Source organism: uncultured Psychroserpens sp. (genome assembly GCF_947500255.1).
Lineage (GTDB): Bacteria > Bacteroidota > Bacteroidia > Flavobacteriales > Flavobacteriaceae > Psychroserpens.
Genome location: NZ_CANMRL010000001.1, coordinates 1,265,618 through 1,291,168, shown reverse-complemented (window position 1 = coordinate 1,291,168; position 25,551 = coordinate 1,265,618). Strand labels below are relative to the sequence as shown.

General features: G+C 32.6%; 26 protein-coding genes. 6 read left to right on the top strand and 20 right to left on the bottom strand.

Annotated features, from left to right (window positions below; genetic code table 11):
- Positions 1-49: 49 nt before the first annotated feature.
- From Q0783_RS05620 to Q0783_RS05585, 8 genes are all read right to left on the bottom strand, one after another.
- Complete coding sequence (locus tag Q0783_RS05620) at positions 50-1,105, bottom strand: zinc metalloprotease (RefSeq protein ID WP_298893888.1); 1,056 nt, start codon at positions 1,103-1,105, stop codon at positions 50-52.
- Positions 1,106-1,302: 197 nt separating this feature from the next.
- Positions 1,303-2,541 carry a cysteine desulfurase gene (locus Q0783_RS05615; protein WP_298893886.1) on the bottom strand — a complete coding sequence of 413 codons (1,239 nt, stop codon included), beginning with the start codon at positions 2,539-2,541 and terminating at the stop codon, positions 1,303-1,305.
- Positions 2,541-3,854 carry a Fe-S cluster assembly protein SufD gene (sufD, locus tag Q0783_RS05610; protein WP_298893884.1) on the bottom strand — a complete coding sequence of 438 codons (1,314 nt, stop codon included), beginning with the start codon at positions 3,852-3,854 and terminating at the stop codon, positions 2,541-2,543. The genes Q0783_RS05615 and sufD overlap by 1 nt, the downstream gene beginning before the upstream one ends.
- A 44-nt stretch (positions 3,855-3,898) precedes the next feature.
- Positions 3,899-4,651: a Fe-S cluster assembly ATPase SufC gene (gene sufC / locus Q0783_RS05605; RefSeq protein ID WP_230934780.1), complete on the bottom strand. Its 753-nt coding sequence runs from the start codon at positions 4,649-4,651 to the stop codon at positions 3,899-3,901.
- Between the two features lies 1 nt (position 4,652).
- Positions 4,653-5,087, bottom strand: a complete 435-nt coding sequence (locus tag Q0783_RS05600) for a hypothetical protein (protein ID WP_298893881.1) — start codon at positions 5,085-5,087, stop codon at positions 4,653-4,655.
- A gap of 20 nt (positions 5,088-5,107) precedes the next feature.
- Positions 5,108-6,559, bottom strand: a complete 1,452-nt coding sequence (gene sufB / locus Q0783_RS05595; RefSeq protein WP_298893879.1) for a Fe-S cluster assembly protein SufB — start codon at positions 6,557-6,559, stop codon at positions 5,108-5,110.
- A gap of 9 nt (positions 6,560-6,568) precedes the next feature.
- The gene (locus Q0783_RS05590) at positions 6,569-6,898 is read right to left on the bottom strand and encodes an iron-sulfur cluster assembly accessory protein (protein ID WP_298893877.1); all 330 of its coding nucleotides are present in this window, start codon (positions 6,896-6,898) and stop codon (positions 6,569-6,571) included.
- A gap of 252 nt (positions 6,899-7,150) precedes the next feature.
- Positions 7,151-7,390 (bottom strand): hypothetical protein, encoded by a 240-nt coding sequence (locus Q0783_RS05585; protein WP_298756004.1) that lies wholly within the window; start codon positions 7,388-7,390, stop codon positions 7,151-7,153.
- Between the two features lie 162 nt (positions 7,391-7,552).
- Here Q0783_RS05585 and thiL point away from each other — a divergent pair, with 162 nt between their 5' ends.
- Positions 7,553-8,605: a thiamine-phosphate kinase gene (gene thiL, locus Q0783_RS05580; RefSeq protein ID WP_298893875.1), complete on the top strand. Its 1,053-nt coding sequence runs from the start codon at positions 7,553-7,555 to the stop codon at positions 8,603-8,605.
- Here the strand turns inward: thiL and Q0783_RS05575 are convergent.
- The 3 genes from Q0783_RS05575 to Q0783_RS05565 all read right to left on the bottom strand — a co-directional run bounded on the left by Q0783_RS05575 (position 8,586) and on the right by Q0783_RS05565 (position 10,040).
- Complete coding sequence (locus Q0783_RS05575) at positions 8,586-8,855, bottom strand: hypothetical protein (RefSeq protein ID WP_298893873.1); 270 nt, start codon at positions 8,853-8,855, stop codon at positions 8,586-8,588. The two genes, thiL and Q0783_RS05575, sit on opposite strands and share 20 nt — an antisense overlap.
- Before the next feature lie 77 nt (positions 8,856-8,932).
- Positions 8,933-9,202, bottom strand: a complete 270-nt coding sequence (locus Q0783_RS05570; protein ID WP_230934773.1) for a hypothetical protein — start codon at positions 9,200-9,202, stop codon at positions 8,933-8,935.
- Between the two features lie 64 nt (positions 9,203-9,266).
- The gene (locus Q0783_RS05565) at positions 9,267-10,040 is read right to left on the bottom strand and encodes an alpha/beta hydrolase (protein WP_298893871.1); all 774 of its coding nucleotides are present in this window, start codon (positions 10,038-10,040) and stop codon (positions 9,267-9,269) included.
- 80 nt (positions 10,041-10,120) lie between these two features.
- Here Q0783_RS05565 and Q0783_RS05560 point away from each other — a divergent pair, with 80 nt between their 5' ends.
- On the top strand, positions 10,121-11,437 hold the full coding sequence (locus Q0783_RS05560) for a branched-chain amino acid transport system II carrier protein (protein ID WP_298893869.1): 1,317 nt from the start codon (positions 10,121-10,123) through the stop codon (positions 11,435-11,437).
- Between the two features lie 31 nt (positions 11,438-11,468).
- On the opposite strand, the gene Q0783_RS05555 is transcribed toward Q0783_RS05560, so the two are convergent.
- Genes Q0783_RS05555 through Q0783_RS05545 form a run of 3 tightly spaced genes read right to left on the bottom strand, consistent with a single transcriptional unit; the run spans position 11,469 to position 15,502 of the window.
- Positions 11,469-12,929 carry a serine hydrolase domain-containing protein gene (locus tag Q0783_RS05555; RefSeq protein ID WP_298893867.1) on the bottom strand — a complete coding sequence of 487 codons (1,461 nt, stop codon included), beginning with the start codon at positions 12,927-12,929 and terminating at the stop codon, positions 11,469-11,471.
- 15 nt (positions 12,930-12,944) lie between these two features.
- Positions 12,945-14,018 carry an alpha/beta fold hydrolase gene (locus Q0783_RS05550; protein ID WP_298755984.1) on the bottom strand — a complete coding sequence of 358 codons (1,074 nt, stop codon included), beginning with the start codon at positions 14,016-14,018 and terminating at the stop codon, positions 12,945-12,947.
- Positions 14,018-15,502: a serine hydrolase domain-containing protein gene (locus tag Q0783_RS05545; RefSeq protein ID WP_298755982.1), complete on the bottom strand. Its 1,485-nt coding sequence runs from the start codon at positions 15,500-15,502 to the stop codon at positions 14,018-14,020. Before Q0783_RS05545 ends, Q0783_RS05550 begins: the two co-directional genes overlap by 1 nt.
- Positions 15,503-15,591: 89 nt before the next feature.
- On the opposite strand from Q0783_RS05545, the gene Q0783_RS05540 reads away from it, so the two are divergent.
- Entirely contained in the window at positions 15,592-16,101 is a 510-nt protein-coding gene (locus Q0783_RS05540; RefSeq protein ID WP_298755979.1) for a helix-turn-helix domain-containing protein, read from the top strand.
- Between the two features lies 1 nt (position 16,102).
- Here Q0783_RS05540 and Q0783_RS05535 read toward each other — a convergent pair whose 3' ends face one another.
- The 4 genes from Q0783_RS05535 to Q0783_RS05520 all read right to left on the bottom strand — a co-directional run bounded on the left by Q0783_RS05535 (position 16,103) and on the right by Q0783_RS05520 (position 19,792).
- A complete protein-coding gene (locus Q0783_RS05535; RefSeq protein ID WP_298755976.1) occupies positions 16,103-16,867 on the bottom strand; it encodes a hypothetical protein in 765 nt (254 codons plus the stop codon).
- A 111-nt stretch (positions 16,868-16,978) separates the two neighbouring features.
- Entirely contained in the window at positions 16,979-17,800 is an 822-nt protein-coding gene (locus Q0783_RS05530) for a LytTR family DNA-binding domain-containing protein (RefSeq protein ID WP_298755973.1), read from the bottom strand.
- 20 nt (positions 17,801-17,820) lie between these two features.
- Complete coding sequence (locus tag Q0783_RS05525; RefSeq protein ID WP_298893865.1) at positions 17,821-19,110, bottom strand: aminopeptidase P family protein; 1,290 nt, start codon at positions 19,108-19,110, stop codon at positions 17,821-17,823.
- Positions 19,111-19,207: 97 nt separating this feature from the next.
- Positions 19,208-19,792, bottom strand: coding sequence for a Crp/Fnr family transcriptional regulator (locus tag Q0783_RS05520; protein WP_298893863.1), 585 nt, complete (start codon positions 19,790-19,792; stop codon positions 19,208-19,210).
- 135 nt (positions 19,793-19,927) lie between these two features.
- Between Q0783_RS05520 and Q0783_RS05515 the strand changes: the two genes are divergently transcribed.
- Positions 19,928-21,736: a T9SS type A sorting domain-containing protein gene (locus Q0783_RS05515; protein WP_298893861.1), complete on the top strand. Its 1,809-nt coding sequence runs from the start codon at positions 19,928-19,930 to the stop codon at positions 21,734-21,736.
- 68 nt (positions 21,737-21,804) lie between these two features.
- Here Q0783_RS05515 and Q0783_RS05510 read toward each other — a convergent pair whose 3' ends face one another.
- A complete protein-coding gene (locus Q0783_RS05510; RefSeq protein WP_298893858.1) occupies positions 21,805-22,107 on the bottom strand; it encodes a hypothetical protein in 303 nt (100 codons plus the stop codon).
- A 137-nt stretch (positions 22,108-22,244) separates the two neighbouring features.
- Positions 22,245-23,510 carry a hypothetical protein gene (locus Q0783_RS05505; RefSeq protein WP_298893855.1) on the bottom strand — a complete coding sequence of 422 codons (1,266 nt, stop codon included), beginning with the start codon at positions 23,508-23,510 and terminating at the stop codon, positions 22,245-22,247.
- Between the two features lie 211 nt (positions 23,511-23,721).
- Here Q0783_RS05505 and Q0783_RS05500 point away from each other — a divergent pair, with 211 nt between their 5' ends.
- Entirely contained in the window at positions 23,722-24,768 is a 1,047-nt protein-coding gene (locus Q0783_RS05500; RefSeq protein ID WP_298893852.1) for a histidine kinase, read from the top strand.
- Positions 24,768-25,478 carry a LytTR family DNA-binding domain-containing protein gene (locus tag Q0783_RS05495; RefSeq protein WP_298893850.1) on the top strand — a complete coding sequence of 237 codons (711 nt, stop codon included), beginning with the start codon at positions 24,768-24,770 and terminating at the stop codon, positions 25,476-25,478. Before Q0783_RS05500 ends, Q0783_RS05495 begins: the two co-directional genes overlap by 1 nt.
- The last annotated feature ends 73 nt before the right edge of the window (positions 25,479-25,551 follow it).

The window sequence follows — 25,551 nt, the reverse complement described above, 5'->3', positions numbered from 1 at the left end:
AGGATGTCTTAGTAGACATCCTTTCTTTATATAGTATAAAACTGAAAAATTAGTTAGCCATTGCTGCTCTTGGTCCTCCAGCTTGGAACACAGTTCTCATACGTGTTTTTTGTCCTTCAGAGAACATATACATACACGCATCATCAACATAGTCCATATAATTCATCGTCATATCATTTGATCTACAATTTACCGTTGGGTATGATGGGCAACCATAGTTTGGTGCATCAGATTTAGGCGTGTCAGAAACAAAATCATCTCTATTACATCTTCCATCTCCCCAAATATGGCGTAAATTTAAGTAGTGTCCAACCTCGTGAGTTGTTGTTCTTCCTCCATTAAAAGGTGCAGATACAAACCCAGTATTTCCAAAATATTGTGGTGATACTACAACACCATCAGTAGATGAAGGTCCACCAGGGAATTGTGCATATCCTAAAATTCCGCCTCCGATATTACATACCCAAATATTTAAATGTGTTGCTGGTGTCACAGGTGGATATGCTACTTTCATAGCGTCATTAGTTCCCCAAGATGTTCTTGAGTCTGCATGTCTAAATGTACCCGCTAAAGTAAATTGAATTTCACTATCTGCTACTAAACCAGAAAACTCTCCAGGCACTTGACTCGCGTCACCATTAGTTGCTCTAAAATCTTCGTTTAACACATCTATTTGAGATTGAATTTGTCCAGCACTAATATTTTGTTGTGAGTTACTATAGATAACATGAACATATACAGGAATATCGATAACCCCTAAGTTATCTGTACCACCGTCTCCACCGCCGTCACCGCCGCCGCCATTGTTACCGTTGCCATTTCCATTTCCTGGTCTTAGTAGAATATTAGCTCTTGTTTGGTATTCAATGTCATACATTTTTTTGTACAGCTGTGGATCTTCTTCTAAAAGTCTGTTCAAGTTAGTCATCGAATAGCATTGTGTTACACCATTTCTTTCTTTTTCATCATTTTCGTCAGTTTCAGTATGTACAAAGAAGTCACTCATGTCTACTTTGTTTTGTTCCTGAGAAATTTCATTTTTGTCATTTTCACATGATGTAAAAATTAGGGCTAGAGCAGCAAGGCTCAAAAACATTTTTTTCATTTTTATATATATTTTGGTTAAAATTTTGCTGAATATATAATTATTTATATATAAAATTCAACAAAATGTTAAAAAAATATTAAGATTTTCAAAAAATCTGTTTATAAGTAAATAAACTACGGAAAACCCGTAATTCTAAGACAGAAAAATCTGTCTTCAAAAAACAATTAATTGAAAAAGAGGTATAGAAATTAAATTTAGCTCAACATAATTTTTGCCTTCACAACACCTTCAACTAAAGCATCAATTTCAGCTTTTGTGTTATAAAATGCAAACGATGCTCGAACGGTTCCTGGAATTTTGAAGAAGTCCATTATAGGCTGTGCACAGTGATGACCAGTTCGAACAGCAATTCCCATTTTGTCCAGGATAGTTCCTATATCATAAGGATGTATACCTTCAATATTAAATGAGATCACAGAGGTCTTTTCTTTAGCCGTTCCGTAGATCTTTAAGCCTTCTATTTGTGTTAACTTATTTGTGGCGTAGTTTAATAGCTCATGTTCATATGCTGCAATTGAATCAAAGCCAATAGCATTCATGTAATCTACAGCAGCACCAAAAGCAATGCCACCACAAATATTAGGTGTACCAGCTTCAAACTTATGTGGTAGTCCTGCATAAGTGGTTTTTTCGAAAGTCACCTCATCGATCATTTCTCCTCCGCCTTGGTAAGGTGGTAGTTTATTAAGCCATTCTTCTTTTCCGTAGAGCATTCCAATACCAGTTGGTCCACACATTTTATGAGCTGAAGTCACGTAAAAATCAACATCTAATGCTTGTACATCTGGTTTGATATGCGGACAAGATTGTGCACCATCAATGAGCACTGCTGCATCAACATCATGTGCTTTTTTGATGATCTGCTCAATAGGATTAATCGTTCCTAAAGCATTTGAAATATGATTAACAAACACAAGTTTCGTGCGTTCGGATAACAAGGCTTCATAATCGCTCATGATCAATTCACCGTGTTCATTCATAGGAATAACTTTCAACGTTGCACCAGTACGTTCACATAACATTTGCCATGGCACAATATTACTGTGGTGTTCTAAGGCTGATACCAAAACCTCATCATTCTTTTTAAGTAATGTTGAAAATCCATTAGCCACCATGTTAATCCCATGTGTTGTCCCTGATGTTAAAATCACTTCATAATTATGTTTAGCATTAAAATGATGCTGGATCTTTAGTCGTGCTGCCTCATAGAGATCGGTTGCTTCTTGGCTTAAGGTATGTACACCTCTATGAATATTAGCGTTGTAATTTGAATAATAATCTACGATCACATCAATCACCTGTTTAGGTGTTTGTGAGGTCGCGGCGTTATCAAAATATATTAAGGGTTTTCCGTTAATCTCACGATTTAAGATTGGAAAATCTTTTCTGATTTCATCGACATCAAGATTGATATGACTCACTGTGTTACTCATTACAAATCAAATCCGATACTAACGCCTAATTTATTGGCAATAAGTTTTGTAATACGTTGTTTGATCTCAGGGATTTTTACAGAGTCTAATACATTGTTACTAAAAGCAAACATCAATAAAGCTTTTGCTTCTTTTTCTGGAATTCCACGAGAGCGCATATAAAACATAGCGCTGTCATCTAGCTGACCAATGGTACATCCATGAGAACATTTCACATCATCGGCAAAAATCTCTAATTGAGGTTTAGTATTGATAGACGCTTTATCACTTAATAAGATATTATTGTTTGCCTGAAATGCATTCGTCTTTTGAGCGATCTTATCTACGACAACTTTCCCGTTGAACACACCTGTAGACTTATCACCAAAAATACCTTTATAATCTTGATGGCTTTCACAGTTTGGTTCGATATGATGTACTAATGTATTATGATCTACATGCTGTTTATCACCAATAATTGTAACACCTTTTAATGTAGAATCAATACGTTCTCCGTTTTGATAAAAATTAAGATTATTACGCGTTAATTGTCCTCCAAAAGAAAAGGTATGAACAGAGGCATGACTTTCACGTTTTTGTTTGATAAACGTATTATCAATTAAAGAGGCACTTTGTTTATCATTTTGAATTTTATAATAATCAATAATAGCTCTTTTATTGGTAAATATTTCAGTAACACTATTAGTTAATACTGGGTTTTCAGTAAGACTTTGATGACGTTCAATAATTTGAACATGAGAATTTTCATCTACAACAATCAAATTACGTGGCTGCAACATTAATGCAGACTCATTTCCTGTTGAAAAATGTATGATTTGAATTGGTTTCTCTACCAATTTATTCTTCGGAATATGAATATAAGCACCTTCTTGAGAAAAGGCTGTATTTAAAGATGACAACCCATCTTTAGTAGCCGCTTTATTGAAGTAATTCTCAATAATAAGTCGATACTTTGGTTTTGATAGTGCAGCAGACATCAAGCATACATCTATACCATCATGAGTGGTTTGAGACAAATGAGACGAATATTTACCATCAATAAACACAATTTTATATGTATCTATATCATAAATAAAATACTTCTTAACATCACTATATTCTATAGCATTTTCTTGCTTTGGAAATACGCTGTAATCATGTTTTAAAACACTGTTTAAAGAGGTGTATTTCCAAGCTTCATCTCGCTTAGAAGGAAAACCTTCATCTTCAAACGTTTTAATTGCTTCACTTCGAACATCATGAACAGGAGCATCTATATCTACCGTGTTCTCAAATGCCATAAATGACGATACTAATTTATCTTTTAAATCCATGTGTTGTGTCTTCGGTTATTTGTAAAATTTACCAATAACTTCAATTAAGCATTTACTTCCTCTTTTATCCAATCGTAACCTTTTTCTTCTAGCTCATGCGCTAGTTCTTTTGTTCCCGATTTTACAATTCTACCATCATACAATACATGTACATAATCTGGAACAATATAATCTAATAAACGTTGGTAATGTGTAATAACGATTACAGCATTATCCTTACTTTTTAATTTATTGACACCATTGGCAACAATACGTAATGCATCGATATCCAAACCAGAATCTGTTTCATCTAATATGGCTAACTTAGGTTCAAGCATGGCCATTTGGAAAATCTCATTTCGTTTTTTCTCACCTCCAGAAAACCCTTCATTAAGAGAGCGTGATAAAAACTTTCTATCAATTTCTAAAAGCTCTGATTTTTCGCGAATCATTTTCAGCATTTCATTTGCTGGCATATCGTCTAAGCCTTTGGCTTTTCTAGTTTCATTAATAGCTGTTTTCATGAAATTAGTCACACTAACACCAGGGATTTCCACAGGATATTGAAATGACATGAACACACCTTTATGTGCACGTTCTTCAGCTGATAACTCTTCAATATCTTCACCATCAAGACTAATTTCTCCTTTATCAACTTCATATTCTTCTTTTCCAGCAACAACCGAGGCCAAAGTACTTTTTCCTGAACCATTAGGTCCCATGATAGCGTGTACTTCTCCAGGTTTCACCTCTAAATCGATACCTCTTAAAATGGCTTTATCTTCAACACTTGCGTGTAAATTTTTTATCTTTAACATATTACTTACTTCCTAGTTTTATAACGTCGTTTTCTTCAGGACTTGGTTTAGATACCTTTAGAATTTCTTTAATCTCAATTTTTTGTTTCCATTGATTCTCAACATCATTTTCAATCATACGGACTCTCAAAGTCACAGGCACCATAGTGTATTGATCTGCTTTATATTGCTTAACCTGTTCATTTAACTCATTCATCTTGTCATCTATGACAACACCATACATTTGTGTTGGTGTTTTAAAGACTGCTGCCTTATCTGCATCTACATATAGAAAATCACCTTGTATAGCGATTAAGCCATCACTTTGTTTTAAGGTTTTGCCTGGTTCGGTAACCGTTGTTTTCTCTTCTGAAGACATCTCAGTTTCTGCTGTCTTGTCGTCTTTACAACTAACAAACACTACCAGTGTTATGAGTAATACAAATACTTTTTTCATGACTTTAATTCTTGGTTTTATTATCCAACCGATCCTTCTAAACTAATTTCTAATAGTTTTTGTGCTTCAACAGCAAATTCCATTGGTAACTTATTGAGTACTTCTTTACTAAATCCGTTAACAATTAATGCAATAGCTTTTTCAGTATCAATTCCACGTTGATTACAGTAGAAAATTTGATCTTCTCCAATTTTACTGGTTGTAGCTTCATGCTCTATTTGAGCTGATTTATTTTTGACTTCTATATATGGAAATGTGTGTGCGCCACAATCATTACCCATTAACAAACTATCACATTGTGAAAAGTTTCGCGCGTTTTCTGCTCTAGAGCTAATTTGAACCAATCCTCTATAAGAGTTTTGAGATTTTCCTGCCGAAATCCCTTTAGAGATAATAGTTGACTTGGTGTTTTTACCAAGATGGATCATCTTAGTTCCTGTATCGGCCTGCTGATAATTATTAGTTACTGCAATAGAATAAAATTCACCTACAGAATTATCTCCTTTTAAAACACATGAAGGGTATTTCCATGTGACGGCACTACCAGTTTCAACTTGCGTCCAAGATATTTTAGAATTAGTTTCACATAAGCCTCTTTTAGTCACGAAATTGTATACACCGCCTTTTCCTTCTGCATTTCCTGGATACCAATTTTGAACAGTAGAATATTTTATTTCGGCATCATCTAAGGCGATTAATTCTACTACAGCTGCGTGTAATTGATTTTCGTCACGACTAGGTGCCGTACAACCTTCTAAATAACTTACATAACTACCTTCATCTGCGATGACCAAGGTACGTTCGAATTGACCTGTTCCAGCCTGATTAATTCTGAAGTAAGTTGATAATTCCATTGGACAGCGAACACCTTTTGGTATATAACAAAAGCTACCATCACTAAAAACTGCGCTATTTAATGCCGCATAAAAGTTGTCTTTTTGAGGTACTACAGTTCCAATATATTTCTTTACCAATTCTGGATGTTCTTGTATCGCTTCAGAAATACTCATGAAGATGATTCCTTTTTCGGCCAAGGTCTTTTTAAATGTTGTTGCTACCGAAACAGAATCGACTACAACGTCCATTGCAACTCCAGCTAGCTTCTTTTGTTCGTCCAATGAAATTCCTAATTTTTCAAACGTCGCTAAAAGCTCTGGATCAACCTCATCTATACTATCGTATTTTGGCTTGCTATTTGGTGCAGAGTAGTAAGAGATAGCCTGAAAATCTGGTTTTTCATAATGCACATTTGCCCATTCAGGCTCAGTCATTTCTTTCCAGATTTTAAAGGCTTCAAGACGCCACTGGGTCATCCATTCTGGCTCTTCTTTCTTTTTAGAAATTGCTCTAACAATGTCTTCATTTAAACCAACAGGAAATGTTTCCGATTCAATATCTGTGTAGAAACCGTATTCGTATTCCTTAGTCTTCAGTTCTTCGCGAAGATCATCTTCTGTATATTTATTGCTCATACATCTTTTTTAAAGTGAGAATGACTCTCCACAACCACAAGTTCTATTGGCATTTGGATTATTAAATACAAATCCAGCACCATTTAAACCTCCTGAATATTCTAGGGTTGTTCCTATTAAATATAAAAAACTCTTTTTATCAACGATGATTTTTACACCATTGTCTTCAAAGACCTTATCATCTTCTTTTTGTTCTTTATCAAATTTTAAGTCATATGATAAACCTGAGCATCCACCACTTTTTACACCAACTCGTATAAAATCGGTAGCAGAGTTAAAGCCATCATCATTCATTAACTGAATGACTTTCTTTTTTGCTGTTTCAGATACTTTGATCATGTCTTATTTATAGATTTAATCTGTTCATAATATCCTTTTTCAAATATTAGATTGAACATCTATCTAAATACCTAACACCTTTAACAAAAAAACTTTGTTTGAATGTTTTATCTAAATAGATTGCAAATATACGACATAAGTCTATTTTTTCAATAGAACCTAACATTATATTAGCAAATGATTACATAAGTATAATTAATGCAAAGACCTGAGATCTAGAAAGTAATTCCAATGAGAAAAGTAGTCATTGTTCTAAGCCGAAATTGGACGATGAAAACGTCTGTTTTTCAACAGAAAAAGTTGTCTCATGGTTGTATTGATATCTCTATTTTTGTAAGGAAGCGCATTAAATTCACCTTGATCACCTATGATTACTTTTGAATGGCATGTTTTACAAGTGAGCTCATGAGTATCTTTAGATATCAATGACGAACGCTCTAAATTGTGTCCAAATACCGAACACGACAATTCGTTGTTAGAAGTGGTTTGCATAGTAGGTTAATAAGATTTGGGGAAGCTAACATAACAATTTTTATTCATTTAACCGATGAAATACTGGTTTTTTCGTTGAAATGCATGTTTTCTTATTCTCGAAAGTCATAAAAATAGCTTTAGCAGTCATGTTCTTCTGAAAAAGCTACTTATTTTTGCATCATGATAGAAGATAAAAACCCACAACGCACCTCATTAGAACAACTTGGAGAATTTGGTCTTATAGAACATTTAACCAAAAATTTTGATGTGAAACATACTTCAACCGTAAAAAGTATAGGAGATGATGCTGCAGTTCTAGATCATAAATCAAACCAAATCGTTGTCACTACAGATTTGCTAGTTGAGAATGTTCATTTTGATCTTAGCTATGTTCCTCTTAAACATTTGGGTTACAAAGCTGTAATTGTTAATTTGAGCGACATATATGCTATGAATGCTCATGCTGCTCAAATTACTATATCTATAGCTGTTTCCAATCGATTTCCTCTAGAAGCTCTTGAAGAATTATATGCAGGTATTGAAACTGCGGCAAAAATTTATAATATTGATGTGGTTGGTGGCGATACGACGTCTTCTACAACTGGACTTATTATCTCAGTTACCGCTATTGGTAATGTAAATAAGGATGATGTTGTATTAAGAAATGGTGCACAACCAAATGACTTAGTTGTTGTTACTGGAGATATTGGTGCGGCATATATGGGTCTTCAAGTTTTAGAGCGTGAGAAAGAAGTGTTTAAAGTGAACCCACAAAATCAGCCAGATTTAGATCCTTACACTTACATCATCGAGCGTCAATTAAAGCCAGAAGCTCGAAAAGACATTATTGAACTCCTTAAACAGTTAGATGTAAAACCAACAGCAATGATTGATATTAGTGACGGACTATCTTCGGAAATAATGCATATCTGTAAACAAAGTGATGTTGGTGTAGAAATCTATGAGAATAAAATTCCGTTGGATCCACAAGTTATCTCAACTTGCGAAGAATTTAAAATAGACAGTACAACTATAGCATTAAATGGAGGTGAGGACTATGAATTACTAATGACTGTAGCTCAAGAGGACTTCACTAAGATAAAAGGCAATCCAAATTTAACTGTTATTGGTTATATTACTGAAAAGGCAAGAGGTATGCACTTAATCACCAGAGGTGAGCAAGCAATACCAATTATCGCAAAGGGTTGGAATGCTATGAAAAATGAGGCGTAAAATCCAAAACTGAATTCTCTTCAATTGGATTGGACGCTTTCTGTTTTATTCGAGAAATTCTTCTGTTATGAATACGTTCTAACACCGAATTGATTTCTTTATACTTAGGCGTTAGTAATGTTAGACCACCTTTCCCATTTGTAGTGACTTGGGTATTGCAATGGCAACATTTATATTCTTTAACGTGATACGTGATGTTTTTAGAGACTTCGTATTGATGTCCAAATAACGAGCAGTAGAGACTTTTCACCTTATTGTGATATTTAGTTATTAATTTTAGAGGATTACTAAATATATGAAAACCACACAATAACGTGAGATTTTACACTAATATATCGATGAACTGAGTGTTTTCTTCTTTAAACGCATCATTCTGCGTGTATATATCTGCTCTAGAATAGCATTTATTTCTTTGTACTTAGGTGTAAGTTCTGTTAACTTTCCATTGCCATTGGTCGTCAATTGACGTTTACAGCATTTGCAAGTATATTCTTTAACATGAGAGGTGACTTTTTTTGTCATCTCATAGTTATGACCAAATATGTCACAGTAGATTTTTAACGGACTTGAAGTCTTAGTAGGTGTTGTTTTTTTCATGGCTGTTAGATTTGGGGACAGTAAACTTAGAAAAAAAAGTTATTAAAAACGTCTAAAAGTATTTTTATTCGATAAAATGTTTTATTATGTAAGATAATTCTGATTTATTTTCTATATGACTCATGTGTCCATCTGGTAATTGCTTACAAACAATATCGGTACCTTTGGTCTCTTTCAATATACGATCGGCATCAACAACTGGATCTTTTTTACCAACAATAATTATTTTTTTTGCATTTAAAGCCTTTAAAAGCTCATATTTATCTGTTCGAACCATCATTCCCTCTTGAGCTGCTATATAACCTTGAAGTGGTGTTTTTAATGCTTGAAATAATGCCCTATCAAGTTCATTAGCATGTGTTTTTCTGCTTTCTGAAGAAAATAAATTTATAAATGACATTTTAACAACAGCTTCATAATTGGACTGCACCATCTTATTGGCTCTTTGCCTTAACATCCTGCGCTCTTCATCATCTGCTTTATATGTCGAATTAATTAAACACAATCGATTGACAGCTTTAGGATAGCGTTCAGCCATGTCTAAGGCGACGTAACCTCCCATAGAATGACCAATTAAGTTGTACTCATTAACATCTAAATGATCCAAGACCGATAACACAGCGTTGGCCATATCTGACATCTTGTGAATGTATCCAATACATCCTGTTTGACCATGACCTAATAAATCAACACTTATAACTCTATTGGTTTGTATAAGACCCTTTTTAATATCATGCCACATTGATACATTCTCAAGAAAACCATGTAGTAGGACAATTGGTTCTCCCTCGCCTACATCCTCATAAAAAACTGGAGCATTTTTATACTTTAAAACCATAGAATACAAAGATACTACTTGAATAGATTTTGCATACTAAGTATTTATTATATTTGACAGCAACCTCAAAAATAATTTCATTGAATTCTAGAAAAGAACTTTTCATCACAAGCTTTGCCTTATTCTCACTTTTTTTTGGTGCTGCTAACTTATTGCTTCCTCCTCTTTTAGGTTATAACGCAGGAGAAAATTGGATTTGGGTCGCTATTGGTTTTATGATCACAGGTGTCGTAATTCCTATAATTGGAATTTTGGCTCATGCAAAGCTACAAGGAACACTATACGACTTTGGGAAGAAGGTCTCACCACAATTTAGCCTCATTTATTGCATACTTATTTATGTTATATCTATTGCAATTCCGTCGCCAAGAACAGCTTCAGCTACACATGAAATTGCTATTCATCCAGCATTTGGTACGAGTCCATTATTAACAAGCTCTATCTATTTTACACTCGTCTTAGTTTTTGTTCTTAATAGATCAAAAATATTAAGTTTTGTAGGTAAATTTTTAACACCGTTAATTGTAATAATGCTATTAATGGTAATTGGTATAGGTTTGTTCTCTTCGGAAATGACTACAAACGTGTCTCAATTTAAAACACCCATTGTAACTGGAGTCTTAGAAGGCTATCAAACTTTTGATGCTATTGGTGCCGCAGTTGTTGGAGCTTTTATAATTATATCTGTCAATATTAGACACAAAGGGAGTTTTGAAGAGAAGAGAGCACTCATTGCTAAATCAGGTTGGGTTGCTGGATTTGGATTGTTTATGATTTATGCTGGTTTAATTTCGGTTGGTGCCTATTATGGTTCTGAGATCATTATAAATTCAGAATTAAGTGATGATATGCAACGTGCTAATTTGCTAAGAGGAGTTAGTATTGCTGCTTTAGGCACCTTTGGGAATACCGTTTTAAGTATTTTAATTTCATTGGCATGTTTTACAACGGCTGTAGGTATTATCGCTGGAACTGCAGATTATTTTAAAGGTTTACTTGGTAATTCACATTCTGTTTATGTTGCAACATCAATTATTAGCTGTGTCCTTGGTGTCGTTGTTGGTCAATTAGATTTTCATTCTATTATTGTTATTGCTTTTCCAATATTACTTTTTGTTTATCCTATTACCATTGTTCTTATTATTCTCAATGTACTTTCAAAACGATGGTCGTCGCCTTTAATGTTTAGAGCTGTTGTGATAGTCACGTTCTTGTTTACCATTCCAGATGCTATTGGCTTTATACGTAATGCTATTGGTTATGAAAGCCCTTCGGAGGTTTTGAATACACTTATCCATTATATTCCCTTCGCCAAACATCAATTAGGATGGGTATTACCAGCATTGCTAACTTGTTTGGGTATAGGCTTGTTATCTAAAACTAATAAAGTAGCATAAGATGTTTGTGTTATGCGAATTGAAGAATAATTTAAAATTCGTTGAACTTTATATTTTTGAATCTATTGTTTTTATCAAAGCTAAATATAAATAGGTAGCTTTTTTTCGTTTTGGAATCTACTAATGTCACCTTTAAAGTATTTCCAGACTCGGATATTTTTTTATAATCTATAGTTTCTGAAAACGGCCATTCTATACTAGCTTTTTTTGCTTTTTTCGCATAACTATGTGTACATTGTTCATTTATAAAAGCATCAATAGTACTCCTATCGCTTGCGGTGATAAGGTCAAGAAATATTCCTATTTTTTGAAATTTATTCCCAGGAGGCAGTCTCCATTTTCCTTTTAAGTCATTTTTAGTCAAATGCTTTTCTTCATTTTTAGAATAATCTGACTGTTCAAAAACATCAGGAGCTAAACGCGCAAAATCAAAGTCAAAAAGTAATAGTATTATATCTCGTAACATGTAGGCGTGATCATTTCCTATATTATTATTTAAGGCAAACAAAAAATATTTGTCCTTCTGTTTTTCGACGAAATAACCAGCGACAAAACCTAAATCATCACCACCTCCATAAGTAATGTATTCTTCAGGTAAGTTTTCTAGATATCTAAACGCTTTGCCCAAATCTCCATACTTAGGGTTCTCATCTTGGTTTTTAATCATAAACCGCAATCCTTTATAAAGATCATCAAGAGATCCAGCCATACCCCCATTACCAAACAAAGTCATGGTATGTCTAGGCCAATAATAAGCACTGTTTTCCTTTCCATACGTTTGATTATTATAACCTATCGCAACTTGATTTGGTTGCCATAACTTACTACTGTAAAAGTCTGCATGTTTTGTATTGGCAGGCTTTAGAATGTAATTATAAATTACGTCTTCAAAAGATTTTCCTGTCACTTTTTCTATTATCAATGCTAATAATGTATACCCGGAATTTGAATAGTTTTGACTTGTGCCTGGTGCATATTTTAGCTCCTGAGACAGAATTCTTTCTAAGGCTTCGTTTTTTGTTATAGGGTAAAAATCGGCAGGAACGTTCGGATATTTATGACTTAAATTTAAACCATGATATTCTTGTAATCCCGAACGATGTTTTAATAGCTGTTCAATTGTGATTGCTTTTTTATCGTTCGGGACTCCATCAAAGAATTGAGTTAAATCATCTGTTTCTTTTAACATCCCTTCTATTATCAATTGAAATACTACAGATGATGTATATTCTTTTGTTATAGATCCATATGGATAAATAGTGTTTTTATTTGCCTTTATTTTTTTTTCTCGATTAGAAAAACCAATACTTTTTTTAAATATCACAACATCTTTTTCAATGACCAAGAAACTTCCGTAAACCCCTTTTTCTTCCAAACCATTAGTATAATTATCCAAAACACTCAAGTCATTTTCATCAACTACCTCAGGAAGTTTGCCCTCTTGTCCACAACTTGATATAAAAAAAGAAGAAAAAAATAAAATAAATAACAATCGTCTCATGTGTGTTTAATTATAGTTTTTTAAAAAATCTATGATGCTATTCAATAATGATCTTGATACATTCATTTCTTCTGGTTTGTGTTTTTCTAACCTTAGATTGTTATGAGTTAAAAAAAAGTGATCTGATTCTGACAATATTTTTATCTCATAGTTTTTATTTCCCGCTTCTAAAAGAGATTTATTGAGTTCAGTTATATTTTGATCTACAGTTACTTGATTATCGTAATTACCCATAACAATTAGTGTGGGAATGGTAATTTTAGATTGATATGTTCTCATATCTAATCCAAAAAAACATTGGTTCCATTTATTTCTAAAACCATCAAGAAGTTGATCAATAAACTTTGGTGTTATGCGCTTATCATCTTCATTTAAACCATGCGCTATTAAAAACTCTTTCCCGAGCGTGTAATGGATAGAATCGTTGGTAAAGTCTCTATTAATAAAATCAACATATTTACTAAAAACCCTCCTTATATTAACCGAGGTCGAATCTGGAATTCCTAGTCTTTTTATATTTCGTTTACGTTGTTCTAAAAAAATCTCTTTACCTGACACTCCTACTGAACCAATTTGTATGTTCCAACTCACCTTGTTTTCAGAGGCCAACATTGCAGCAATCATAGCCCCTTCACTATGACCAATAAGACCAATTTTTGTAGTATCTACCTTTGAATGTGTCTTCAAATAATTAATTGCTGTGTCAATGTCGTTTTTAAGGTCTATTGTAGTATAGTCACTTTCTGAGGACGGATATTTTATAGACGACTTGCCAAATCCTCTTTTATCTAATCTCATTACCAAAAATCCATTATTAACCAAGTGTCTTGAGATAATCTTAAACATTGGTGTCTTAGAAATTTCTTGATCTCTCGTGTGCGGCCCATTTCCCCATATTAGGATGGCTGCAGGCATTCGTTTGCCTGTGTTAGAATACTCTATAACTCCAGGTATATTAATTACATCACGTGTAGTGATACTAATGTCTTCCTTTTCAAATTTGACCGTATCATTTTGAGATTCTAGACTAGTCGGTCCTACAAAAAGAAAAAGACCAAAGATATAGACTAAACTTCTCATTATTTTTTGAGTTTAATAGATTTAAACTTGTAATTCTCTCCTCTATCCATTTTAACTTCAAACTTGAATGTTTTGTCTGTTAGAGTATCTTTGACAATAAGGTCCATCTCTGCGCCATAAGATGCCACTTCGTCAAATGTTATCGAATTTGATTTAGGCCAAGACTGGTGAAATTTTTTAACCTTTTTAGAAAATTTACTTGTGCAGTTCTCATTTGTAAATGTGTCTATACTCATTTGGTTTGAAACTACATCTAATAATGCTCCAAGTCGTTTATACTTAAGCTTATCTGGAAGTCCCCATTTTGATTTCTTCGTATCTGTACTTAATTGACTAAGCTCACTTTCTTCTTCTCCATTGTTGTTTTGAAATTCTTCTGGAGCAAGTGAAGCGATATCAAAATTAAATGCCATTTTGGTAACATCGCGTAACATTGCAACATCTTCCATACCATCATCATCATTATTTGAAGCAAAAAGTAAGTATTGATTTTTTGATACAATCCCGAAGTAAGTGGTAACGTTGCCTAAGTTTCCTCCTCCAGATGAACCAACAATATCGTTAGGCATGCCTTCTATATAGGGATACTTTTTTGATAATTCATTAAATTTTTTATGATTGTTTTCCAAATACATTAAATACTTAACGCCTTTATAAAGGTCGTCTAGTGTTCCCGAAACACCTCCATTTCCAATAAGTTGATTTGGATTTCTTGGCCAATAATAAGCGCTATTTTCTTTACCGAATTTTGAACGACCATAACCAATAGCAACATCTTCTGGTTTCCATAAAGGGCTTTGATAAAAATCTGTTGAAGTCATATTTGCAGGTTCAAATATTTTTTCTCTAACGACTGTATCAAAGTTTTTCTTGGTTAGATCTTCAATTAAATAAGCGAGCAAAGTATAACCTGAGTTTGAATAAGACTCATCTGCTCCTGGTTCAAACTTCAATTTTTGATTAAAAATATAGCCCAAAGCTTCTTCTTTGGTCCCAGGATATAAATCTGCGGGAATTCCTTTATACTTTTCCCTTAGTTCAGGAATATTATCGTGATAAGCTAGCAACCCTGAACGGTGTTGTAAAAGTTGCGCGATAGTGATTTTCTTTTTATCTTCTGGTATGTTATAATAGAACTTACTCAAAGGGTCATCTAAATTAAACAACTCTTCTGCTGCCAATAATAAAATTACCGTTCTAGTATAATCTTTTACTATAGAACCAAAAGGATATATAATTAATTTATGGCTTTTAATTCCTTTTTCTTTGTTGGCATACCCGATACTTTTTTCGAAAAGAATCTTATCATTTTCCATAAAAAGAAAACTACCATAAACTCCCTCTTTTTCAAGGTTATTCATATAATTATCTAACACTTCTAAATTACTTTTTGATTCTGTTAGAGCTACATCTTTATTAGGTGATTGTCCACAACTTGAGATGAATGCCATTAAAAATAAGATGATGATTGATGAATGCTTCATGTTTATTCTGATTTTGTTAATAATTTTTAAATTTAATCCGGGATCGTTATTTTTAATATATATTTAATGTCCTATTAATGTCTCTTTTTATGAAAAGTCAAATTGAAATATCTCAATCTGTTTCTTTATTAGCGAATGAAAATATTGTTATTGTTCATAAAAAAAAGGCGGTTGTTACGTTAAAAATAGAACCTCAACTCACACTTCTTTTCCTTGAATTATTGTATTCAAAAAATGAATTAGTTTCAAAAGATTACTTAATTAAATCAATATGGAAAGACAACATCTATGTTGGACAATCCGCATTGAGAAAAAATATTTACAAGCTACGTTTCCTGATAAAAAACAATAATCTAGAAGATGAATTAAGTATCACAACTGTACCAAAAAAAGGATATAAGTTAATTGTTCAACCATCTAATTCTCGTAATATTATACCGATAATCAAATCAAGATCTTCAGCATTTTTATATGTTTCTGCTGCTATATTTATTTTGTTTTTTTCTCTCAAATTTTCAACTGAAGAAGATATTATTTTAAAACAGCCTACTTCAGATATAGAGATTATAAGCAACGGTGATTTTTTTAATAAAACTTAATTTAGTTTTTTACATCTCTATAACTAAACACATGTTTCTCTTTTCCTGTGGAAACTTCCCGTTTAATGACATACGGAGCTTTGTCAATTACAACATAAAACGTATTTGAATCGTTAGCAGCTTCCCATATCTTGGCATCATAAGATTTACCTTCAAACAGCACTTTTCGGTTTTTTGAATACTTGTAATTAACCCAACCATGAAATGGAGATTGCATCCCAATTATTGGAAACGAAACTACGGTACCAATTGGAACATTTACAGCTCTAAAAAATAGTTCTCGACTTTCATTCTGAAATACTTTGGTCCCAATATCTATTCCTTTCCATTCATTGTCTGGCAAACTCACATCTTGCGTACCTTTAATTGTGGTTCCTTCTGTTTTAAAGGCAAAAGATGAGTTATTAGTTTTGTTGTCATACCTCCAGTATAAAACATGAAATGTAGTTGGATCGTAAATCGTTGTGTGAACACCTGTTAGTTTTTTCTTGTTATCAAAATATGATAAAACCTGTTTAATCACCTTTTGATTATTAAGCAGATCAAAATTCATTTGTTTATTGACATATCTAAAAACAGAAGTCTTTCCCTTTTTAGTTTCAATATTGATAACACCATCTACTGTAAAAGGCTCAAAAAAGCCTGTTTTAATTTCTGGTGAATTTGGAGTTACTTTTTTCCCTTCAATATTTTGTTTTTGAGCATTCGAACATGACATAAAAATAAAAAAGGCTAGTAATGAAAAAGTATAATTTAATGCTTTCATGAAGTTTTTGTTTTAAATTGATTGAAAGCAAATATTCATTCGTTTATGCACTATATGCAAGACTTATGTGGCAAGTGGAAGATAATTTGTGGTAAGCCGTTAATTATATGGTTATGACTTCATGAGCTGCTCAAGATTTTTCTTATAAGATCTACTCATTTTTAAGGTCTCGTCTGTTTTTAACAAAATATCTGCTCCTCCAGACTTTTGTTTTTTTATACTCTTTACATGAAAGGCATTCACAATATAAGACCTATGAATACGTATAAACCCAAAATCTTTAAGTTCGTTATTTAGATCCTTAAGTGTTTTTCTTACAACAAATAATCTATCAACGGTAAACACTTTTAGGTAATTATCAAAGGCTTCAAAGTATTTGATGTCCCCAAGAACGACCTTAAAAAGTTTTCCTTTATCTCTGAGAACAATATGTTTTAAAGGTTCAGTTTTAGATAGTTTTAGTTCTATTAGTTCTGTTTCTTTTTGTTTAAATTTAAAGTAATAGTCAATAAAATAAGCCGTAACTAATAAACCACAATACCCTATAAATATCATTAAAAAGTCATTCTGTAAACCATATTTTATCCTAGTAAATAAAGATATTTCATTAGCAATATAAAAGTGATTAAAGACTGATGCTATAATAATATGAGCTGAAGCCATTATTGCCGCAAAAAAAGAATGAATAAAAACTAATTTCCAATTTCTTATAAGGTCAAATCGGTTTTTTAAATAGTAAACCATTGGAACGAAAAGCAAAAAACAATAATAACTTCCAAAAACAGACACTAACATACTCCCTAAGGGAAATTCGACACTTTGATCTTTAAAATGCATGTAGGCTTGACCCAAGTAAATGCAGGCGGCAAGTGTAGTAATCACAAAGGAAATTACTAAAAGAATTTTCAATTTATGTCTTTGCCCTAATAGCATGCGCTTAGTTTTAAAGAGTATTAATTCATCAACTCTTCTATCTCATCAGCTTCAATTGGGATATTTCGCATAAGGTTAAATGGCTCACCTTCCTCTTGAATCACAACATCATCTTCTAAACGAATACCAAAGCCTTCATCTGGAATATAGATACCAGGTTCAACTGTAAACACCATATTTGCCTGCATTGGCTCTGTTAAAATACCATAGTCATGTGTGTCTAATCCCATATGATGAGATGTGCCATGCATAAAATACTTTTTGTATGCTGGCCAATCTTTATTTTCATTCTGAACATCAGCTTTATCAAGCAATCCAAGACCTAGTAATTCTGAAGTCATTAATTTTCCAACCTCAACATGATATTCAGCCCAAAGCGTTCCAGGTACTAATAATTTTGTGGCATCGTTCTTAACACGATTCACAGCGTTATAAACCGCTTTTTGTCTTTCGGTAAAACGACCAGAAACAGGAATTGTACGTGACATGTCACTACTGTAGTTTGCGTATTCTGCTCCAACATCCATTAAAATTAAGTCACCTGCTTTACATTGCTGATTGTTTTCAATATAATGTAACACATTAGCGTTGTTACCTGAAGCAATAATTGGTGTATATGCGAATTTTTTTGAGCGATTTCTTAGAAATTCATGCATAAATTCAGCTTCAATGTCGAACTCCCAAACATCAGGTTTTACAAAATTCAACACACGACGAAATCCCTTTTCAGTAATATCACAGGCTTGCTGTAACAGGTCTAATTCAATTTGATCCTTTACCGAACGTAAGCGTTGTAATATTGGGTTGCTCTTAGCTACTGTATGCGCTGGATATTTATCTTTTAACCATTTTGTGTAGCGATCTTCGCGCGTTTCAGTTTCAACAGATGCTCTATAATGCTCATTGGTATTAATATAAACCGTATCACATTGAGTCATGAGTTCAAACATGATTTTCTCCATATCTTGAAGCCAGTACACAGTCTTAATTCCGCTAGTTTTAAAAGCAGCATCCTTTGTTAGTTTTTCACCTTCCCAAACTGCTATATGCTCATTAGTTTCCTTTAAAAATAAAATTTCTCGATGTTTTTCTTTTGGGCAATCTGGAAATAACACTAAAATACTTTCTTCTTGATCTACACCACTTAAATAGAAAATATCGCGATGCTGTTCAAAAGGCATTGTACTGTCGGCACTTATAGGGTAAATATCATTTGAATTAAAAACCGCTAGACTGCTAGGCTTCATTTTTGTCATGAAATTTTTTCGATTTTTGATAAAGAGTTGACTATCTATTTTATGATATTTCATAAGATTGTATGTTTTGTATTCCTAAGCTTTAGGAACAATGAATACTTGTTTTTCCAAAAATAATTAAACAAAAATGTATTTACCCAGCCAAATGGCGTTAATTTATATTTTTCCGTATTCTGCTCATGTGTCTAGAAGATATGCCTAAGAATGAAGCGAGATAATGCAGTGGTACCTGTAACAACAATTCTGGATCATTACTCAGTAATTTTTTATAGCGCTCTTCAGGAGAAAGTGTTAGTAGATCAATACGATAATCATCTATGAGATATATTTGATTCTCAATAAGGTTATAATAAAACTTATTAAAAGCGTCATTGTTTCTAAGTAAATATTTGAAGGTATTAACTTTAATTACCCAAAGATCACAATCACTAATAGCCTTAATATTTTTTCTAGACGGGATTCCATCTATAAAACTTTTTAGAGCCGAAGTACATGAGTTTTTCATGGCCAAATAGGTTGTTTTTTCTTCGCCTTCAACATCAATTGAATGCTGCAAAACACCTGCTTCTACAAAACAGAAATAATCACAAACTTCACCTTCCTTGACAAAAAATTCGTTTTTATTCAATGTGAACTTTTGAAAAGATTTCAAAATTTCTGAAATAGACACATCAAAAACATCATTGTTTATTATAGATCTTAAATAAGCTTCAAAATTTGTTTTGGAAACACACATACTATTGTATTGATATGATAAATCTTAGGTGTTGTAAAAGTAAATAGATTAAATAATATTTTCATTTTATCGACAAATTGTTATATTTGTCCGTTGAAATACATATTTTCAACTGAATAAACCTAAATCTACGACATGAAAAAAACTACACTAACTACTGTGTTATTAACAGTATGTTTATCATTAACTATGGTAAACACATCACTTGCTCAAGAACTTTTATATGAAGTTCCGCTAAACACACAGGTGCAATCTTCTTCAGATATTATTGAAGGAAAAGTCATCTCAAAAACATCATTTTGGGATGATAATCAAAAAAATATTTTTACGGTTAATACTGTAGAAGTCTACAAAATATTCAAAGGACAAACGATTACTCAAATCATAGAAGTTATTACTCCTGGTGGAACTGTTGGTTCAGAATCTGAGGTCGTGACACCTAGTTTAAGTCTTGAAGTAGGTGATATTGGTGTTTTTATGCTTCATAATAATGATATTGCAATAACCAACGGAACTACTCAAAATAAATTTAAGCCTTTTGCATCATCTCAAGGATTTTACAAATACAATCTTAAAGAAAATACTGTACACAATCCTTTCCAAGCAAAAGAAGGTATTACAGATATCTTTTATAATCAAATTAGAAGTTTAACTAATAATACTGCAATTGTTGAAGTTTCAGATTTTAATGTTGATACTATTCTAGAGAATAATACCGCCAACAGAAATGTAAATGGTACGACATCAATAACAAGCTTTTCTCCTACAACTTTAAATGGAGGTGTAAAAGATCAACTAACTATTACTGGTGCTGGCTTTGGAGCTACAGAAGGCACTGTAGAGTTTAGAGATGCAAATGCTGGTGGTGAAGATAATATGGGAACACCTGTTTATTTTGCTGCTCTTTCTACTCAAATTATAAGCTGGTCAAATACTGAAATTGTTGTAGAGGTTCCTTCTAGAGCAGGAACTGGAGATATTAGAGTAACTACAAATGGTGGTGGGTCATCTGACGTGTCTAGCCAAACATTAACGGTATTTTATTCGCAAATAAACCCATCTAATGGAACCAATGCCTTTTCGTCTCAGCATTTTGACACGAATGGAAATGGTGGATACACTTGGCAAATGTTCACAGATTTTGATGCCGATGCCGATGCCAAAGCGTCATTCTTAAGAGCTTTTGATACTTGGGTTTGTACTACTGGTGTGAATTGGGAAATTGGAGCGGTTACAACAACAGATGAGATTGCAGCCGATGGTATAAATATCATTCGTTTTGACAATGGGACCGAATTGCCAGAAGGTGTTTTAGGTCGTTGTACATCTCGATTTGGATCATGTGGTGGATTTGAAGCTGTTGTTACAGAACTTGATATAGTTTTTAACGATGTGTTTACAGGAAGTTTATCTGTACTTTCATGGGAATTTGGCCCAGATACTGCTACAGGTTTTGAAGTAGATTTTGAAAGTGTTGCTGTGCACGAATTGGGACATGGTCATCAATTAGCTCATATTATCGACGCAGGAGAAGTGATGCATTACTCTATTGCAAATGGACAGAACAGTAGAGACCTTGGTGCTAGTGATCTTGCTGGTGGAACAGATGTTATGGACCGAAATGTCGCAACACCTGTGTGCTCTCAAACTTTAATGACCTATTCTGCATGTTCAACATTAGGTGTTGACGAAAACGAAATAGCAGAAAACATTTCAATCTATCCAAATCCAGTAAAGCATAATTTGAATATTCGCAATGCTCCTAGTATTGAATTAGAGCATGCAACGATATATGATGTTAGAGGAAGACGTGTTCTTTCTGAAAGTTTAAGTACTTCAAACACTTTAAGTACTATAAATGTAAGTGAACTTCAATCTGGTGTTTACTTTATTAAATTAAAAGTAGACAATACTACTATTAGTAAAAAGTTTATTGTTGAATAAAACAATTTTATAAAATAAAAAAGGCGTTCAATAATTTATTGAACGCCTTTTTTATTATGCTCACAAAGCTATTTACTACCCATAGCATTCTTTATCATTCCCACTATTGCCATGAGAACGCCTCCTCCAACACCACCACCAGCAACGCTACCAAGTATACTAGGTAAATCCATACTGGCTGAAGCCTCTGCAGCTTCTGCGCCTCCTAGTCCTAACATTCCTAAAAGTTGACCACCAAGTCCTCCTCCAAGAAGTCCTAAAATTGAGTTACCAAGCGTTCCTAAAGAAAACTTTTTCATTAGTGATCCTGCAAGGTTTCCGCCAACTGCACCACTGACTAGTTGGATAATTAAGGGTAAATACTCTTCCATTTTAAATAAAGTTATTAGTTAATATTTTGAAAAATAACAATTTTTTTAGTTAAAAAATTGAATTATATTTTATTTAATTAACATTTTTTTTAAAAATCAAGTAATTTAAAATGGTTTTTACTAGAGTGTTTTAAATATTATTTTGATCTATTTGGTATAGGATCTTCATCTGCAGGCAATAAAAGCTGATAATCATAACCATAGATTAAATTTTTTAATTTGTGATACTCTCCTGTTTTTGGTAATTGGATTTCATTATTATCTATTGCTTTTCTTATAGCTTTCAAATCAACAATGGCCCAAGTATCTTGTTTAGCTAATGGAAAAAATACTTGATAGCGTTTAAACCCTCTTTTATATCTTTCAAAATTATTGACAATCTTTCCGTCTTTACCTTTTTCATAAGGTCTCCATGAATTAATAACAGTTGCAACAGTTCCATTTTTTTGTGCTAATGACTCTACTAATTCACCTACATCATAAGCGCCATTAGAGAATGTCTTTTTAGCATGGAGACTACCTATCTTTGTAAAAACTTTTGGTCGCTCTTCTGTTTTTAATACTTCGTTATAATGATTCATGAAATTATTACGCATATAGCTTATACGGTCAACATGAGAATCATTTCTCCAATTTATATAAATATCCCAGCTAATTTTTAAATCTTTAATAAGTGCTTGCGCTTTTTCATTTGACTCATCAAATGCATTAAAATAGTTTACAACTGTTGTTTCTTTTTTAATTAAATCATAAGCGCTATCAATTTCGTTTTTAAATTCAGCTAGAAAATGTTTATACATAATAGTTTTTGCTTGATTTTCTAGAGATCGTATATTATCATATTTTGAGCTCCCTTTCGCTGTTTTAGTTAACTCATCCATTAAGAAAAAAGCTGAAAAATAGAACTCCTGATCTAAACCCCAAAGTTGCATATTGCGACTACGTGCTTCCTTTAGAAATTCAGCATCAGAAATACTTGTAAAAAAAGGAATTGGTTCGGCTACTTCTTCGCCTTGCACCACTGTATACTTAGAATAAAATGCTTTTAGATTTTCAACAGTTTTGGATGCTGGACTAGACAATTCGGTAAGCTTAACGGCCGAATGAGGGCCAACTTCAATAGCAAAATATTTAAATCCAGAATCAAATAGTAAAGGAATAAATGCCTTATTAAATATTGATGTTTGTTCTGAACCATGCATTTCGCCATAAACTACAAACTGAGATTGACTTGCAATATCTTTTAATACAGATTTGCCTTCACCAGAAATTGTATTGTTTTTAATTGTAAAATAAGAAGTATGCAACCTTAAAAACTCGGTATCTAGTATAGGTACTTCTTTTTGCGCTTTTGCTGTATGACCTATGCATACAATAAGTAATAGTATGATTATTCTTTTCATGAGATAAAATTTTAAGTTAAACTTTACCGTAATATTATTGCAATATGCATTCAGGAAGTTTATAATCTGATATCCTAAGGTATAAATTATGCCAATGCCTTGTTTTATTCTATTTTTGAAAATGTCTTGTAAAAACATATGTAGGTATAAGAAAATACACCGTTCATATAATTATACAAACTACTGTACAGAATGGTCTTAAATTCGTAGTATGCGATTATCTAAAGAACTTAAATACAACATCATTTTTGGGTTTTTACTCATCTTAATAGGACAAACTTGGGAATATTCTAATGATTTAATTTTTAACCAAGGTAGGACGTCTTGGTTTAAACCTGGAGCTGTTATACTATTCTTTACTTATAATATTGCTTACTTTTCCGTTTATCTTTTAAACTATTTGGTCTTTGCGCCTCGTTTTTTAAAACCTAACAAAATAGTACAGTACTTATTTTCATTTGTCATAATGACTTTATGTTTTGCTATCGTTAGATTTTTTTTAGAAGAAATTTTAATTTTAGAACTCTTCAATTTTCATAATTACAATCTAAACAGGCCAAATATTGTAGCCATTTACCTAACAGATAGTGCATTATACGCCTCAAGACCATGTTTGTTTAGCAGCCTTATGTTTTTGTTTTTTAGATTCACAGAAAACAAATTCAGAATACATCAATTAGAACTACAACATCAAGAAGCACAAATGGCAATGCTAAAATCTCAAATAAGTCCACATTTCTTATTCAATACCTTAAATGGGTTTTACTCAGAGCTATATGATAAACAACCAGAAACAGCCAATGACATTCTAAAACTTTCTAAATTATTGAGATATGTCACTTATGATGCTAAAGACAATTATATGCCTTTGTCTAAAGAAATCTCTTTCATTGAAGATTATCTTTATTTTTTTAAAAGGAGATATGAGGACGAGTTTTTTGTAGATTTATCAATAGAAGGAAAAGTAAGTAGTCAAAAAGTTCCATCTCTAATGCTCATCCATTTTATCGAAAATCTATGTAAACATGGTATTATTAACGATTCAGAGCAACGAGCGATTATTAAAATTAATGTTAGCGATGAGTATTTGGAAATTCAAACAAAAAATGAAGTAAACCCTTCTGAAAACTATATGGACAAAGGCATTGGTTCTAACAATATTAAAAAACGTTTAAAGCTATTATTTGATAAAAACTACATATTGAATACCAAACAAAAGAACAACACATATCTAGCTTATCTAAAAATTCCCATTTGATGCAACAGTTAAAATGTATTATTGTAGATGATGAACCTGCAGCTGTGAGATTGCTCGAACGGTATGTGCTTGATGTGGCCTTTTTAAAATTACAAAAGACCTTCACTAAACCATTAGAAGCTCTAGCATTTTTAGAGTCCAATCCCATAGACTTAGTATTCCTAGATGTCCAGATGCCTCAAATTACAGGGATTCAACTATCAAAAATTATTGCATCTCATACTCAAATCATATTCACAACAGCTTATTCTGAATTTGCACTAGATAGTTATGAAGTAGCAACAGCTGATTACCTACTGAAACCATTTGCTTTTGAACGCTTTTATAAAGCTGTTTTAAAAGCGCAAAAACAATATGCAAAACCTTTCAAAACAGAAGAAAATGAAGATGCTTTTATTTTTATTAAAACCGATGGGAAACATAATTTCAATCGTGTGTTCATTGAAGAAATACTATTTATAGAAGGTTTAAAAAACTATGTTTCAGTACAACTAAATAATGAACAAATTATAACTTACAGCACACTCAAACACTTATCTGAAAGATTGCCTAATGCACAGTTCATCCAAATTCATAAGTCCTATATTATTGCCTTATCACATATAAACAAGATCGATAATGACACTGTTTGGATACATGAAAAGCAATTGCCTATTGGTAATACTTATCGTAAAAAATTCTTTGATGCCATTAATAAAAGACAACTCTAAAATTCTTTAATCATACCCCGTATTAAAGCGTTAAATACAGTTGAAAACTATCATTATTATTTAAAAAAATGGT

Bases quoted from the DNA above. Each gene is read 5' to 3' on its own strand.
- Q0783_RS05620 (WP_298893888.1), bottom strand. From the start codon at position 1,105: ATGAAAAAAATGTTTTTGAGCCTTGCTGCTCTAGCCCTAATTTTTACA.
- Q0783_RS05615 (WP_298893886.1), bottom strand. From the start codon at position 2,541: ATGAGTAACACAGTGAGTCATATCAATCTTGATGTCGATGAAATCAGA.
- sufD (WP_298893884.1), bottom strand. From the start codon at position 3,854: ATGGATTTAAAAGATAAATTAGTATCGTCATTTATGGCATTTGAGAAC.
- sufC (WP_230934780.1), bottom strand. From the start codon at position 4,651: ATGTTAAAGATAAAAAATTTACACGCAAGTGTTGAAGATAAAGCCATT.
- Q0783_RS05600 (WP_298893881.1), bottom strand. From the start codon at position 5,087: ATGAAAAAAGTATTTGTATTACTCATAACACTGGTAGTGTTTGTTAGT.
- sufB (WP_298893879.1), bottom strand. From the start codon at position 6,559: ATGAGCAATAAATATACAGAAGATGATCTTCGCGAAGAACTGAAGACT.
- Q0783_RS05590 (WP_298893877.1), bottom strand. From the start codon at position 6,898: ATGATCAAAGTATCTGAAACAGCAAAAAAGAAAGTCATTCAGTTAATG.
- Q0783_RS05585 (WP_298756004.1), bottom strand. From the start codon at position 7,390: ATGCAAACCACTTCTAACAACGAATTGTCGTGTTCGGTATTTGGACAC.
- thiL (WP_298893875.1), top strand. From the start codon at position 7,553: ATGATAGAAGATAAAAACCCACAACGCACCTCATTAGAACAACTTGGA.
- Q0783_RS05570 (WP_230934773.1), bottom strand. From the start codon at position 9,202: ATGAAAAAAACAACACCTACTAAGACTTCAAGTCCGTTAAAAATCTAC.
- Q0783_RS05565 (WP_298893871.1), bottom strand. From the start codon at position 10,040: ATGGTTTTAAAGTATAAAAATGCTCCAGTTTTTTATGAGGATGTAGGC.
- Q0783_RS05550 (WP_298755984.1), bottom strand. From the start codon at position 14,018: ATGAGAAGTTTAGTCTATATCTTTGGTCTTTTTCTTTTTGTAGGACCG.
- Q0783_RS05545 (WP_298755982.1), bottom strand. From the start codon at position 15,502: ATGAAGCATTCATCAATCATCATCTTATTTTTAATGGCATTCATCTCA.
- Q0783_RS05540 (WP_298755979.1), top strand. From the start codon at position 15,592: ATGAAAAGTCAAATTGAAATATCTCAATCTGTTTCTTTATTAGCGAAT.
- Q0783_RS05535 (WP_298755976.1), bottom strand. From the start codon at position 16,867: ATGAAAGCATTAAATTATACTTTTTCATTACTAGCCTTTTTTATTTTT.
- Q0783_RS05530 (WP_298755973.1), bottom strand. From the start codon at position 17,800: ATGCTATTAGGGCAAAGACATAAATTGAAAATTCTTTTAGTAATTTCC.
- Q0783_RS05525 (WP_298893865.1), bottom strand. From the start codon at position 19,110: ATGAAATATCATAAAATAGATAGTCAACTCTTTATCAAAAATCGAAAA.
- Q0783_RS05520 (WP_298893863.1), bottom strand. From the start codon at position 19,792: ATGTGTGTTTCCAAAACAAATTTTGAAGCTTATTTAAGATCTATAATA.
- Q0783_RS05515 (WP_298893861.1), top strand. From the start codon at position 19,928: ATGAAAAAAACTACACTAACTACTGTGTTATTAACAGTATGTTTATCA.
- Q0783_RS05510 (WP_298893858.1), bottom strand. From the start codon at position 22,107: ATGGAAGAGTATTTACCCTTAATTATCCAACTAGTCAGTGGTGCAGTT.
- Q0783_RS05505 (WP_298893855.1), bottom strand. From the start codon at position 23,510: ATGAAAAGAATAATCATACTATTACTTATTGTATGCATAGGTCATACA.
- Q0783_RS05500 (WP_298893852.1), top strand. From the start codon at position 23,722: ATGCGATTATCTAAAGAACTTAAATACAACATCATTTTTGGGTTTTTA.
- Q0783_RS05495 (WP_298893850.1), top strand. From the start codon at position 24,768: ATGCAACAGTTAAAATGTATTATTGTAGATGATGAACCTGCAGCTGTG.